This window comes from Citrobacter sp. Cb031 (assembly GCF_030336725.1).
Classification (GTDB): Bacteria; Pseudomonadota; Gammaproteobacteria; order Enterobacterales; family Enterobacteriaceae; genus Citrobacter; species Citrobacter braakii.
Map to the genome: position 1 here is coordinate 329372 of NZ_JAOWDA010000019.1, position 14818 is coordinate 344189.

A 14818-nucleotide genomic window follows, 5' to 3' on the forward strand; every position below is an offset into this window, starting at 1 on the left:
ATTTTTTGCGTGGAGGAGTCAGAGATAAATACGTCCGGTTGCAACGTATTCAGTTATGTACAACGGCATTCGCAAAAATGCCCGGTAGCCAACGCCACCGGGCAACAGAATTAACCTAACGCTTTGGCAAGCAGGGTGATGGGGTGTTCGCAGCGCTTACTGGTAGACATCTCAATCTGCCATTTACAGGTTTCGCAGTCGGTGACGACGATATCAGCGCCGCTGTCTTCAATCTGGCGGAACAGCGGTGCGCCAATGGACTGCGATGTCGGGTAGTTTTCCTTTTTAAAGCCGTATGTCCCAGCAATCCCGCAACATTGCGAGTCCAGCACCGTTAGCTCCAGCCCTGGAATTTGTCGTAGCAGTTCCAGCGTGTAGAGCGTCCAGCCCATTTTCTCCATGTGGCATGGCGTGTGGTAGACCACTTTCAGCGGCAGCGTTTTCAGCGGCAGCGTTTTGCCTTCATCCAGCTTGCGCCACAGCCAGCGGGTTGCCAGTTCAATGTGTTCGCGTAGACCTGAGTTGTCGACGTCCAGCACCTCCGGATATTCATCACGCAGCGCAAAGGTGCAGGTTGATGAGGTGGCGATCACCGGAATGCCTTTGCCGTCAATTGCTTCTCTGAGGGAGGCCACGTTGCTCACCGCCTGCTTACGCGCTTTATCGGTAAAACCGTTGGCAATCAGCGGTACGCCGCAGCATTTCTCTTTGCTCAGCAGTTGCACTCCGGTTCCCATCGCATTCAACACTTTGATCAGGTCTTTGCCGAGCTGCGGATGGTTGTAATTCACAAAACAGCCGTGGAAAAAGGCAACCTGATCCTGATATTGCGCTTGCTGAGCGGCAACGCTGCGATACCAGCGGCGGAAGGTACCGAAAGAGTACTTCGGCAGCGTACGGCGATGATCGATTTTTAGCGCGTAATCCAGCAACTGACGCACCGGTTTGAGTGAGGTGGCGGTATTCACTATCGGGGCGAATGGTGTGGACACGCTACCCATCAAATCGGTATGGCTTAAGACAAAGTTACGCAGCGACGGACGCGTTGTGTCGTATTTGGCGCGCGCGCGTTGGATGATATCGCCAATCTTCACATCTGACGGACAGGCTACTTCGCAACGCTTACAGTTGATGCAGTATTTCAGCGCATCGTCATATAACGCGCCATCTTTCAGGCGCAGACGCTCACCGTCCGGTCCGGCCTGTTTAGGACCGGGGTAGTTCGGATTGACGCGACTTACCGGGCAGGCCGTGGTGCACACCGTGCATTTGATACAACTTTCAAAACGTGTGTCGCTCATTGCTGGCCTCCTGCACGTTTCGCAATATGATGTGCGGCGTGTAAGGCGCTAACAGCGCACACGCCGCCTCCGCAACCCTGGGCGATAGGGTCGAATCCGCCGAGAACGGAACCGATGGCATACATGTTCTCTATCGTTTGTCCCGCCAGCGACGGGCGCAGCCCGGCATCGGTCGTAACGCCAAACTGCTGCCACGGTTGTGGGTCGAAGACGTCACGCTCATACCACTCGGCGCGCGTGGCGGTTTGCTGTACATCCAGCCCCAGGATAGGTTCGTAGATGGCCTCACGCGTGGCGACCAGCCCGCTGCTGAAGAAGCTGCCGCTGGCGAGCACGGCGAAACGTGGCCGCAAAGGAATATCGGCATGATTACGGGTCCAGATTTCGCTGACTACGCCGTCCTGACAGGTGATTTTCTTCACTTCATCACCCGGCATCCAGACGCCGCCCTGGCGCACAAACTGGCGCTGCAATTTGTTATGCAAACGCATACCCAGTACCGAAGGCGGGAGGGTCGGTAACAGCGTCAGCGAGCAGGGGAGGCGCTCGTTAAGCCATTGCCAGAGCTGTTCATCCGCCAGACCGAAGCAGGCCGGCATAATTATCATGTCGCAGGTTTTTGCTACTGGCAGTAAAGCGTCATAGAGCAGCGACCATTTATCTTCGTTATCCAGCAGGCGCGCAATATTGACGGCGCGAAACTCGGTCGGGTTATCACGCAGGACATCCAGCTCAGGCAGATCGATTTCTGCCGTCTCGACGCTGAGATTGCGTTGACGCAGCGACGCCGCGGCGAGATGTGCCTGAAAATCCAGTAAACCGCTAATACCTACAACGCAGATACGCTGCGCGGACAGCGGCCAGACCGGAACTTCCGGGGAACTTAACCAGGTTGAGCGCAGCGTTCCCAGCGGGGTGATGCGTTGATGTGACTGATGCACCTTGCCTTGCAAATGCGTTCCGCATTCTTCGAGAAGATTTTGCGCCTGCTGGGCCAGCTCCAGGACGTTGTGCGTTCCGATGGTGCTGTACGGGTGCGCGGGTGCCTGAGTGCGCAGCGCATTCAGGCCTGCTTCTATATCCGTCACCGGTTGGCCATCGGGTAAGTTGCTGAGCAAATCCAGTGAGCCGGAGGAGAAATGCAGGGCGCTTTGGCCGCGAGTGACAATCGTGCAGCGTAAACCGCTTTTTTGCAGTTGCAGGCCGCACAGTAGTCCGGCCAGGCCGCCGCCGATAATGACGGTATCAAATTTCATCCTGGTGCTCCTTTTCCAGACCGCACAATCCCTGATAAACCCAGCGTGTGAATTCGCTTTCGCGCAGCGCATCTCCCCAGGCGATAGGCTGCACGCCTTTCCAGCGTTCATTGAGGAAATCGGAAAGCTGGGTGATAGATTGCGCGGCGGTGGTGACATTAAAACGTTGCAGCAAACCTGCGGCGCGGCAGGCACACAATTCGCCCTGGCAGGTCCCCATTCCAACACGGGTACGGCGACGCAAATCCAGCAGGCTGTTGACGGTCAAATTCTCGACGGCGTACTGCACTTCACCTGCAGTGACCGCTTCGCATTCACAGACCAGGCTGCGGTGCTGACGACCTTCGCTAAGCCACGCAGGGGTGCGATCGCCGTGACGGTAGACCGCTGAGCCGCGCAGTGGCGCGGGCAACGAGATCACGCGTTTGAGCGTATGCTCGGTCGATTCTTGTGAGCCAGGCAGCGCCGTGTCTGCCGTTGTGCAAGGTTGGGTATTGCCCAGCTTACGGCAAACGGCATCGGTGGCCCACTCTGCCATCAGGCGGTAGGTCATCAATTTGCCGCCGGTAATGGTGATAAACCCGTCTAGTCCGTCACGCTGGGCGTGATCGAACAGTACAATCCCACGACTGACGTTACGGCCACTTGGATCGTCGTCGCTGGCTACCAGAGGACGCACGCCGGAGTAGGCGCGTAAAATGCGCGTTTTCGCCATAATCGGCGCCAGTTTTTCGCCTTCACGCAGCAGTATATCGACCTCTTCTGCGGTGACGCGGTTGCTGTCGATATCATCGTAATCAATGTGCTGTGAGGTGGTGCCAATCAGCGAAATGGTATCACCGGGCACCAGGATATCGGCGTCAGATGGCTTACGACAGCGGTTGATGACATGCTGGTTAATGCGGTGATCCATAATCAGCAGCGAACCTTTGGCCGGGAACATACGGATGCTCAGATCGGCATATTCCGCAATGCGCTGGCCCCAGATCCCGGCGGCGTTGACGACTACCGGTGCATGCAGAGACTGCATCTCACCCGTCAGATGATTGCGTACGTTCACGCCGCAAACCGTTGCCCCTTCACGAATCAGTCCCGTCACTTCATGCGCCGTTAAGATTACTGCGCCATGCTCACGCGCATCCAGCATGTTGGCGGCGGTTAAGCGGAAAGGATCAACCGTGCCGTCCGGCACTTTTACCGCGCCAATCAGCTGTGGGTTGACGGAAGGTTCGATAATGCGCGCCTGCTTAGGGTCAATGGCTTCTGCGCGAATACCGGCCTCTTCACAGGCGCGAATAAAGGTTGCCTGGAAGGAGAGTTCATCTTCCGGCAGGGTAATAAACAGACCGTCCGTCGGCTCAACGCAATGACGGGCGATACGTTTGAGAATTTGGTTTTCGCTGATGCACTCTCGGGCAGATTCAGCGTCGGTGACGGCGTAGCGTGCACCGCTGTGCAGCAGACCGTGGTTACGTCCGGTCGCCCCTGTGGCGATATCGTGGCGTTCCACTAAGATGACGCGCAACCCGCGCAGCGCACAATCGCGTGCGATCCCTGCACCTGTTGCTCCTCCACCAATGATAATCACGTCACTTGTTTGCGAGTCGCGAATTTTCATTGTTTTTCCTCACAGTTCGTTTTTTATCATTTAGCCACATAAAAAACATGGATTGTTTGATTTCGCGCATAATCGCTCATTATTCGAAAATGAAACGTGATTTCGTGCGCCTTTATGAACATTTGTCATAAATCTGTAACAATATGTGCAGCGTTTCACATTTTTGTTATGTATCTTTCCTTAACATCGCGGCCACACTGGGAGCGGTAGGGTAGTAATGACGAACTGCAGTGTTTACTTCGAATGAAAGACGGCCACGGAGGCTACACTATGTTGAGCATTTTTAAACCAGCGTCACACACGGCGCGTTTGCCTGCAGCGGAGATCGACCCGACATATCGTCGATTACGTTGGCAGATCTTTCTGGGGATTTTCTTTGGCTATGCCGCGTACTATCTGGTACGTAAGAACTTTGCCCTTGCGATGCCGTACCTGGTTGAGCAAGGTTTCTCGCGTGGCGATCTGGGTTTTGCGTTATCCGGTATCTCCATTGCTTACGGATTTTCGAAATTCATCATGGGGTCCGTTTCGGATCGCTCGAATCCGCGCGTTTTCCTGCCAGCGGGTCTGATTCTGGCCGCCGCTGTCATGTTGTTCATGGGCTTTGTGCCGTGGGCGACTTCGAGCATTGCGGTTATGTTTGTGCTGCTGTTCCTCTGCGGATGGTTCCAGGGAATGGGTTGGCCGCCGTGTGGTCGTACCATGGTGCACTGGTGGTCGCAGAAAGAGCGTGGGGGCATTGTTTCCGTCTGGAACTGTGCGCACAACGTGGGCGGTGGTCTGCCTCCTCTGTTGTTCCTGCTGGGTATGGCCTGGTTCAATGACTGGAAAGCGGCGCTGTACATGCCTGCTTTCGGTGCGATCGTCGTCGCGCTGTTTGCTTTTGCTCTGATGCGTGATACGCCGCAGTCTTGTGGCCTGCCGCCTATCGAAGAGTACAAGAACGACTATCCGGACGATTACAACGAGAAAGCGGAAGAAGAGCTGACTGCGAAGCAGATCTTCATGCAATACGTACTGCCGAACAAACTGTTGTGGTACATCGCTATCGCCAACGTGTTTGTTTATCTGCTGCGCTACGGCATCCTGGACTGGTCCCCGACCTATCTGAAAGAAGTGAAACATTTCGCGCTGGATAAATCATCCTGGGCCTACTTCCTGTATGAATATGCGGGTATTCCGGGCACGCTGCTGTGCGGCTGGATGTCGGATAAAGTCTTCCGTGGCAACCGTGGTGCGACCGGCGTGTTCTTTATGACGCTGGTGACTATCGCGACTATCGTCTACTGGATGAACCCGGCAGGCAACCCGAACGTGGATATGGCTTGTATGATCATCATCGGCTTCCTGATCTACGGTCCGGTAATGTTGATTGGTCTGCATGCGCTGGAACTGGCACCGAAAAAAGCGGCGGGTACGGCGGCTGGCTTTACCGGTCTGTTCGGTTATCTCGGCGGTTCCGTAGCGGCGAGCGCCATTGTTGGCTATACCGTTGACTTCTTCGGTTGGGACGGCGGCTTTATGGTGATGATTGGCGGTAGCGTGCTGGCGGTTATTCTGCTGGTGGTCGTCATGATTGGCGAAAAACGCCATCACGAAGAGATCGCACTGAAGCGTAACGGGGGCTAATAGATGAAAACCACATTGAAAAGTCTCAGCGTGGCGCTAATGCTGACAGGTATTGTGGTGAGCAGCGCGGCGGTTGCCGCAGAAAAAATCGTGATTGCGCACCGTGGCGCCAGCGGTTATCTACCGGAGCATACGCTGCCAGCAAAAGCGATGGCTTATGCTCAGGGGGCTGATTACCTGGAACAGGATTTGGTGATGACCAAGGACGACCATCTGGTTGTCCTGCATGACCACTACCTTGACCGCGTCACCGATGTTGCCGAGCGTTTCCCGGATCGTGCGCGTAAAGATGGGCGCTACTACGCTATCGACTTTACGCTGGATGAGATTAAATCGCTGAAATTTACCGAAGGCTTTGATATCGAAAATGGCAAAAAGGTCCAGACCTACCCGGGGCGTTTCCCGATGGGTAAATCTGATTTCCGTGTGCACACTTTCGAAGAAGAGATTGAGTTTGTTCAGGGATTAAATCATTCAACCGGTAAAAACATTGGCATTTACCCGGAAATGAAAGCGCCGTGGTTCCATCATCAGGAAGGGAAGGACATTGCGGCTAAAACGCTGGAAGTGCTGAAAAAGTACGGGTACACCGACAAGAACGACAAGGTTTATCTACAGTGTTTTGATGTCGCAGAGTTAAAGCGCATTAAGAATGAACTGGAACCGAAGATGGGGATGGATCTCAATCTGGTACAGTTGATTGCGTACACTGACTGGAATGAAACTCAGGAGAAAAAGCCGGACGGTAGTTGGGTTAATTACAACTACGACTGGATGTTTAAACCGGGTGCCATGAAGCAAGTTGCGCAGTATGCGGACGGCATTGGGCCGGACTACCACATGCTGATTGATGAGAAGTCGAAGAAAGGCAATATCTCGTTAACGGGTATGGTACAGGACGCGCATCAGAATAAGATGGTGGTGCATCCTTATACCGTTCGTGCCGATCAACTGCCGGATTACACCACTGACGTAAACCAGCTGTATGACATTCTGTATAACAAGGCGGGCGTTGACGGGCTGTTCACCGACTTCCCCGACAAAGCAGTGACATTCCTGAATAAAGAGTAATGGCACAAGGTCTGTGATGCACCTCCGGTCACAGGCCTGGTTGGATCAAACGTTATTAACGGCTAGATAAGGCCGTCTGCCGTCAACGTGGCCATACCTGCCTCCAGGAGAAATAAAGAGCTGCCGTCCATCGGCGGCTCTTTTTTAGTCGTAATTTTTATCCCGCCACGCGTTACAGCTCTATTTCAATATCACCTTTTGCCCGACAGCAGCAGGGCAAAATTTCACCTGGCTGAATGAAGGCCAGAGGTTCGGCAATCCAGTCGACCTGTCCCGCTACCAGACGGGTACGGCAGGAGCCGCAATAACCTGCGCGGCACTGGTATTCAACTTCAACATTGTGCGATTCGAGCGCGGCAAGCAGGGAAGGGTGTTCATCCTGGCACAGCAGTTGTGTGCCAGAGATGCGCAGAGTAACGCGGCCCATCAGAGCTGGAAGTTACTCAGGTCGTCGGTATCGACTTCCGAATCGATCTGGCCGACCAGGTAAGAGCTGACTTCCACTTCCTGCGGCGCAACCTGCACGTTATCAGACACCAGCCAGGTGTTGATCCATGGGATTGGGTTAGAGCGGGTCTGGAACGGCAAGTCGAGTCCGACAGCTTGCATACGGATGTTGGTGATGTACTCAACGTACTGGCACAGAATGTCTTTATTCAGGCCAATCATTGAGCCGTCACGGAACAGATAATCCGCCCACTCTTTTTCCTGCAGCGCGGCCTGTACGAACAGGTCGTAGCATTCTTGTTTACACTCTTCGGCGATTTCCGCCATTTCCGGATCGTCCACGCCGCTGCGCAGCAGATTCAGCATATGCTGGGTCCCGGTCAAATGCAGGGCTTCATCGCGGGCGATCAGGCGAATAATTTTCGCGTTGCCTTCCATCAGTTCGCGTTCGGCGAAGGCGAAGGAGCAGGCGAAGCTGACGTAGAAGCGGATCGCTTCCAGCGCGTTCACGCTCATCAGGCACAGATACAGCTTCTTCTTCAGTTCACGCAGGCTTACGACAACCGTTTTACCGTTAACGGTATGCGTGCCTTCGCCCAGCAAATGCCAGTAGCTGGTCATCTCAATCAATTCGTCGTAATAGCTGGAAATGCCTTCCGCGCGTTTCTGGATCTGCTCGTTGGTGACGATGTCATCAAACACCACCGCCGGATCGTTCACGATGTTACGAATGATGTGGGTGTAGGAACGGGAGTGGATCGTTTCTGAAAACGCCCATGTTTCCACCCAGGTTTCCAGCTCAGGGATCGAGATTAACGGCAGCAGCGCCACGTTCGGGCTACGTCCCTGAATGGAGTCCAGCAGCGTCTGATATTTCAGGTTGCTGATGAAGATATGCTTTTCATGTTCCGGCAGCGCCTGGAAGTCGATGCGATCGCGAGAAACATCAACTTCTTCCGGACGCCAGAAGAAAGAGAGTTGCTTTTCGATCAGTTTTTCGAAGATGTCATATTTTTGCTGATCGTAGCGGGCGACGTTCACCGGCTGGCCGAAGAACATCGGTTCCAGAAGTTGGTTATTTTTCGTCTGTGAAAAAGTGGTGTATGCCATTGATGTGAATCCTTTGTGGGATGAGTGCCGGATGGCGTTACAAGCACCCTTTCCGGCCTACAAACCAAGCTACTGTAGGCCGGGTGAGCCTGGTGCCACCCGGCATCGTTCATCAGATCTTACATGCGCCGCTTTCGCAGCCGTCGTCCTGAATGGACGGCACCAGATCGTCCTGAGAATCTTCCGCACCGTCACGGGTGTTTTGATAATACAGCGTTTTCACACCAAATTTGTAGGCGGTGAGCAGGTCTTTCAGTAACTGCTGCATCGGTACTTTTCCGGATGGGAAGCGCGACGGATCATAGTTGGTGTTGGCGGAAATCGACTGATCGATAAATTTCTGCATGATACCTACCAGCTGCAAATAGCCATCGTTGTTCGGCATTTCCCACAGCAGTTCGTACGCGTCGTGCAGGTGTTCGTAGTCCGGCACGACCTGGCGCAGAATACCGTCTTTCGACGCTTTGATGCTCACATAGCCGCGCGGTGGTTCAATACCGTTGGTGGCGTTAGAGATCTGCGAAGAGGTCTCCGATGGCATCAGGGCTGACAGCGTGGAGTTACGCAGACCGTGCGTTTTGATGGATTCGCGCAGTTGTTCCCAGTCCAGATGCAGCGGCTCGTTGACAATAGCATCGAGATCTTTTTTATAGGTATCGATCGGCAGAATACCTTTGGAGTAGGTCGTTTCGTTAAACCACGGACATGCGCCTTGCTCTTTCGCCAGCTCGTTAGAGGCTTTCATCAGGTAATACTGAATGGCTTCAAAGGTTTTGTGAGTCAGGTTGTTCGCGCTGCCGTCAGAATAACGCTTACCGTTTTTCGCCAGCCAGTAGGCGTAGTTGATCACGCCAATACCCAGCGTACGGCGACCCATCGCGCCGCGTTTGGCGGCAGGAATCGGATAATCCTGATAATCGAGCAGCGCATCCAGCGCGCGCACCGCCAATTCGGCCAGCTCTTCCAGCTCGTCCAGGCTGTTGATAGCACCGAGGTTAAATGCGGACAGCGTACACAGCGCAATTTCGCCGTTTTCGTCGTTAACGTCGGTCAGCGGTTTGGTCGGCAGGGCGATTTCCAGGCACAGGTTAGACTGGCGCACCGGAGCGACAATTGGATCAAACGGGCTATGGGTGTTGCAGTGGTCAACGTTCTGAATATAGATACGCCCGGTAGAGGCACGTTCCTGCATCATCAGTGAGAACAGCTCAACGGCTTTCACGCGTTGCTTGCGGATACTGTCGTCGTTTTCATATTTGGTGTACAGACGTTCGAATTCGTCCTGGTCAGCGAAGAACGCATCATACAGGCCTGGAACGTCGGACGGGCTGAACAGCGTGATGTCGCCGCCCTTCAGCAGACGGGTGTACATCAGTTTGTTGATCTGTACGCCGTAGTCCATGTGACGCACGCGGTTGCCTTCGACGCCACGGTTGTTTTTCAGGACCAGTAGGCTTTCAACTTCCAGGTGCCACATTGGGTAGAACAGTGTTGCAGCACCGCCGCGTACGCCGCCCTGGGAGCAGGATTTTACCGCGGTCTGGAAGTGCTTGTAGAACGGAATACAACCGGTGTGGAACGCTTCACCGCCGCGGATCGGGCTACCCAGCGCACGGATGCGACCGGCGTTGATACCGATGCCGGCGCGCTGGGAAACGTATTTCACAATCGCGCTGGAGGTGGCGTTGATGGAGTCCAGGCTGTCGCCGCACTCGATCAGTACGCAGGAGCTGAACTGACGGGTAGGGGTGCGCACGCCGGACATAATCGGCGTCGGCAGCGAAATTTTAAACGTAGAAACGGCGTCGTAGAAACGTTTTACGTATTGCAGACGCGTTTCACGCGGATAGTTAGAGAACAGGCACGCCGCTACCAGAATGTAGAGGAACTGCGCGCTTTCATAAATCTCACCGGTAACACGGTTTTGTACCAGGTATTTACCTTCTAACTGCTTCACCGCAGCGTAGGAGAAGGTCATATCGCGGTCGTGTACGATGAACGAGTCCATCTGCTTGAACTCTTCTTCCGTGTAGTCTTCCAGCAGATGATTGTCGTATTTGCCCATTTCAACCATTTTCACGACATGGTCGAACAGTTTCGGCGGTTCAAACTCGCCGTAGGCTTTTTTGCGCAGATGGAAAATCGCCAGGCGAGCAGCCAGGTACTGATAATCCGGTGCCTCGCGGGAGATCAGGTCGGCGGCAGCTTTGATGATTGTTTCATGGATATCGGATGTCTTGATACCGTCATAAAATTGAATGTGGGAGCGTAACTCGACCTGAGAAATCGATACGTTATTCAGTCCTTCTGCCGCCCAATCCAGAACTCGGTGGATTTTGTCGAGATTGATGCGCTCTGTACTACCATCACGCTTTGTCACCAGCAGACTCTGATTCATGTGGTTTTTTACCTGTCCGTGAAAGAAAAAATATCCCCCATATTATCCACAAAGTCATGTTGTGACTAAGTCTGTGGATAAATACTATATGTAGGGGTTGTTTGATAAAGTAGACGCTATATGGTGAGTATTCTAGTAGGGATTCTTTTCAGTACAAGAGTTGATTTTGAGGTTAAATTGAGGTTGCAAAAGGGTAATAATCGCTAAGTGCGCGTCTTATAAGGCCTGGCGAGGATGTCAATAATTGAGAAAAAAAATAGAAAATTTGATCGAGTGCTGATTTCTTCATCTAAGGCAAGGTAAGTTCTTATGACCTGGCGCAAAAATTGCCCTGACGATCCTACTCAGGATTGGTAGGCGATGCGCAGGCCCGAAAGCTGCGCACTATCGGGCACGGTGCCGGATTGCGGCGTTGCACGCCTTATCCGGCCGGGTGGAGGAGGTTAATCTGCTTGCGCGGTAGTGTGTAGCATATAGTTCACATCAACGCCGGGGCCGAGTTTAAAACTGTTGGTGATCGGGTTGTAGTGCAGGCCGGTCATATGACGCTCTTTCAGCACGGTCTGGTCAACCCACTCTAACAGTTCAGCCGGCTTAATGAATTTTTTCACATCATGCGTGCCTTTCGGCACCATACGCAAAATATATTCCGCGCCGACCACCGCCATTAGCCAGGATTTGCCGTTGCGATTAAGCGTGGAGAAAAACACTTCGCCGCCCGGTTTGACCAGTCTGGCGCAGGCCCTGACCACCGATTGCGGGTCCGGTACGTGCTCCAGCATTTCCATGCAGGTCACAACGTCATACTGATGCGCATGTTTTTCCGCATGTTCTTCAACGGTTTCTTGAACGTATTCCACCTGGATGCCACTCTCCAGCGCATGCAGTTTTGCTACCTGTAACGGTTCAAAGCCCATGTCCAGCCCGGTGACGGTTGCGCCTTCGCGCGCCATGCTTTCCGCCAGAATGCCGCCGCCGCAGCCGACGTCGAGTACCTTTTTACCAAACAGGCCGCCTGAGCGCTCCGTGATATAGCCCAGGCGCAGCGGGTTAATACGGTGCAGTGGCTTAAATTCACCCTCAAGATCCCACCAGCGTGACGCGACTGCTTCAAACTTGGCAATTTCTTCCTGATCAACGTTGTGAGTTACCGGAGGTTTTTCGGCATTCATTGGGGCTTCTACTCCTAAATTTGCGATGCAAATGAGTATATCAGCCTGACGGGATGAATAAAGCCTCTGTCAGGGGGAATCCATTTACCTGAATCTGCACGGATGTGTTATAATTTGCGACCTTTGAATCCGGGATACAGTAGAGGGATAGCGGTTAGATGAGCGACCTTGCGAGAGAAATTACACCGGTCAACATTGAGGAAGAGCTGAAGAGCTCCTATCTGGATTATGCGATGTCGGTCATTGTTGGCCGTGCGCTGCCGGACGTCCGAGATGGCCTGAAGCCGGTTCACCGTCGCGTACTTTACGCCATGAACGTATTGGGCAACGACTGGAATAAAGCCTATAAAAAATCTGCCCGTGTCGTTGGTGACGTAATCGGTAAATACCACCCTCATGGTGATACCGCCGTTTACGACACCATTGTTCGTATGGCGCAGCCATTCTCCTTGCGTTACATGCTGGTAGATGGTCAGGGTAACTTTGGTTCTGTCGATGGCGACTCCGCAGCGGCGATGCGTTATACGGAAATCCGTATGTCGAAAATCGCCCATGAGCTGATGGCTGACCTGGAAAAAGAAACGGTGGATTTCGTCGATAACTACGACGGCACCGAACAAATTCCTGACGTCATGCCAACCAAAATTCCTAACCTGCTGGTGAACGGCTCGTCCGGTATCGCGGTAGGTATGGCGACCAACATTCCGCCGCACAACCTGACGGAAGTGATCAACGGCTGCCTGGCATACATTGACGATGAAGACATCAGCATTGAAGGGCTGATGGAACATATTCCGGGTCCGGACTTCCCGACCGCCGCGATCATCAACGGTCGTCGTGGTATTGAAGAAGCCTACCGTACCGGCCGTGGCAAAGTGTACATTCGCGCACGCGCGGAAGTCGAAGCGGATGCCAAAACTGGCCGTGAAACCATCATCGTCCATGAAATTCCGTATCAGGTGAACAAAGCGCGCCTGATCGAGAAAATCGCCGAGCTGGTAAAAGACAAACGCGTTGAAGGTATCAGCGCGCTGCGTGACGAGTCTGACAAAGACGGTATGCGCATCGTGATTGAAGTGAAACGCGACGCAGTCGGGGAAGTGGTTCTGAATAACCTCTACTCCCAGACCCAACTGCAGGTTTCTTTCGGTATCAACATGGTTGCGTTGCACCATGGACAGCCGAAAATCATGAACCTGAAAGATATTATTGCTGCGTTTGTACGTCACCGCCGTGAAGTCGTAACCCGCCGTACTATCTTTGAACTGCGTAAAGCCCGCGACCGTGCGCACATCCTTGAAGCACTGGCGATTGCGCTGGCGAACATCGATCCGATCATCGAACTGATCCGCCGTGCGCCGACCCCGGCAGAAGCGAAAGCAGCGCTGGTCGCGCGTTCGTGGGAGCTGGGTAACGTTTCTGCCATGTTGGAACGTGCCGGCGATGATGCCGCGCGTCCTGAATGGCTGGAACCGGAATTTGGCGTGCGTGACGGTCAGTACTACCTGACTGAACAGCAGGCCCAGGCCATTCTGGATCTGCGTTTGCAGAAACTGACCGGCCTTGAGCACGAAAAACTGCTCGACGAATATAAAGAGCTGCTGGAGCAGATCGCTGAACTGCTGCACATTTTGGGCAGCGCCGATCGTCTGATGGAAGTCATCCGTGAAGAGATGGAGCTGATTCGTGAACAGTTCGGCGACGCACGTCGGACCGAAATCACCGCGAACAGCGCTGACATCAACATCGAAGATCTGATTAGCCAGGAAGATGTTGTCGTGACCTTGTCTCATCAGGGCTACGTGAAATATCAGCCGTTAACCGATTACGAAGCGCAGCGTCGTGGCGGTAAAGGCAAATCTGCAGCACGAATTAAAGAAGAAGACTTTATCGACCGCCTGCTGGTGGCCAACACCCATGACACGATCCTCTGCTTCTCCAGCCGCGGTCGTTTGTACTGGATGAAGGTTTATCAGTTGCCGGAAGCAAGCCGTGGTGCGCGTGGACGTCCTATCGTCAACCTGCTGCCACTGGAAGCTAACGAACGTATCACCGCAATTCTGCCAGTACGTGAGTACGAAGAAGGCGTCAACGTCTTTATGGCAACCGCTAGCGGTACCGTGAAGAAAACAGCGCTGACTGAGTTCAGCCGTCCGCGTTCAGCCGGTATCATTGCGGTTAACCTGAACGAAGGCGATGAGCTGATTGGCGTCGACCTGACGTCTGGCAGTGACGAAGTTATGCTGTTCTCTGCTGCCGGTAAAGTGGTGCGCTTCAAAGAGGGGGCTGTTCGTCCGATGGGACGTACCGCGACCGGCGTACGCGGTATCAAACTGGCGGAAAGTGACAGCGTGGTATCGCTGATCGTTCCGCGCGGTGAAGGTGCTATCCTGACCGTTACCCAGAACGGCTACGGTAAGCGTACAGCGGCGGAAGAGTATCCGACCAAGTCTCGTGCGACCCAGGGCGTTATCTCCATCAAAGTCACCGAGCGCAACGGTTCCGTTGTCGGCGCAGTGCAGGTTGAAGATACCGACCAGATCATGATGATCACCGATGCAGGTACGCTGGTGCGTACTCGCGTGTCGGAAATCAGCGTGGTAGGACGTAACACCCAGGGCGTGATCCTCATCCGTACTGCGGAAGATGAAAACGTTGTGGGTCTGCAACGCGTTGCTGAACCGGTTGATGATGAAGAGCTCGACTCCATCGACGGTAGCGCTGCTGAAGGGGACGAGGATATCGCGCCTGAAGCGGAAAGCGATGACGATGCAGCGGACGACGCTGAAGAGTAATTAAGACGTGATAAAAAGGGC

10 protein-coding genes are annotated in these 14818 nt (G+C 53.8%); 3 read left to right on the plus strand and 7 right to left on the minus strand.

Features of this window, described 5'->3' with window-relative positions; genetic code table 11:
• Nucleotides 1-110: 110 nt before the first annotated feature.
• Genes glpC through glpA form a run of 3 tightly spaced genes read right to left on the minus strand, consistent with a single transcriptional unit; the run spans nt 111 to nt 4175 of the window.
• Nucleotides 111-1301 (minus strand): anaerobic glycerol-3-phosphate dehydrogenase subunit GlpC, encoded by a 1191-nt coding sequence (glpC, locus tag OGV93_RS02830; protein ID WP_016153805.1) that lies wholly within the window; start codon nt 1299-1301, stop codon nt 111-113.
• Nucleotides 1298-2557: a glycerol-3-phosphate dehydrogenase subunit GlpB gene (gene glpB, locus OGV93_RS02835; RefSeq protein WP_046275944.1), complete on the minus strand. Its 1260-nt coding sequence runs from the start codon at nt 2555-2557 to the stop codon at nt 1298-1300. The genes glpC and glpB overlap by 4 nt, the downstream gene beginning before the upstream one ends.
• The gene (gene glpA, locus OGV93_RS02840) at nt 2547-4175 is read right to left on the minus strand and encodes an anaerobic glycerol-3-phosphate dehydrogenase subunit A (protein WP_016157025.1); all 1629 of its coding nucleotides are present in this window, start codon (nt 4173-4175) and stop codon (nt 2547-2549) included. The genes glpB and glpA overlap by 11 nt, the downstream gene beginning before the upstream one ends.
• 270 nt (nt 4176-4445) lie before the next feature.
• Here glpA and glpT point away from each other — a divergent pair, with 270 nt between their 5' ends.
• Entirely contained in the window at nt 4446-5804 is a 1359-nt protein-coding gene (gene glpT, locus OGV93_RS02845) for a glycerol-3-phosphate transporter (RefSeq protein WP_016153802.1), read from the plus strand.
• Between the two features lie 3 nt (nt 5805-5807).
• The gene (gene glpQ, locus OGV93_RS02850) at nt 5808-6875 is read left to right on the plus strand and encodes a glycerophosphodiester phosphodiesterase (protein ID WP_016157024.1); all 1068 of its coding nucleotides are present in this window, start codon (nt 5808-5810) and stop codon (nt 6873-6875) included.
• A gap of 172 nt (nt 6876-7047) precedes the next feature.
• On the opposite strand, the gene yfaE is transcribed toward glpQ, so the two are convergent.
• From yfaE to ubiG, 4 genes are all read right to left on the minus strand, one after another.
• Nucleotides 7048-7302, minus strand: coding sequence for a ferredoxin-like diferric-tyrosyl radical cofactor maintenance protein YfaE (gene yfaE / locus OGV93_RS02855; protein ID WP_016153800.1), 255 nt, complete (start codon nt 7300-7302; stop codon nt 7048-7050).
• A complete protein-coding gene (gene nrdB / locus OGV93_RS02860; protein WP_016153799.1) occupies nt 7302-8432 on the minus strand; it encodes a class Ia ribonucleoside-diphosphate reductase subunit beta in 1131 nt (376 codons plus the stop codon). Before nrdB ends, yfaE begins: the two co-directional genes overlap by 1 nt.
• 112 nt (nt 8433-8544) lie before the next feature.
• Nucleotides 8545-10830, minus strand: coding sequence for a class 1a ribonucleoside-diphosphate reductase subunit alpha (gene nrdA / locus OGV93_RS02865; protein ID WP_016153798.1), 2286 nt, complete (start codon nt 10828-10830; stop codon nt 8545-8547).
• 443 nt (nt 10831-11273) lie between these two features.
• Nucleotides 11274-12002 (minus strand): bifunctional 2-polyprenyl-6-hydroxyphenol methylase/3-demethylubiquinol 3-O-methyltransferase UbiG, encoded by a 729-nt coding sequence (gene ubiG, locus OGV93_RS02870; RefSeq protein WP_016157023.1) that lies wholly within the window; start codon nt 12000-12002, stop codon nt 11274-11276.
• 158 nt (nt 12003-12160) lie between these two features.
• On the opposite strand from ubiG, the gene gyrA reads away from it, so the two are divergent.
• Nucleotides 12161-14797, plus strand: a complete 2637-nt coding sequence (gene gyrA / locus OGV93_RS02875; protein ID WP_016153796.1) for a DNA topoisomerase (ATP-hydrolyzing) subunit A — start codon at nt 12161-12163, stop codon at nt 14795-14797.
• Nucleotides 14798-14818 lie beyond the last annotated feature (21 nt).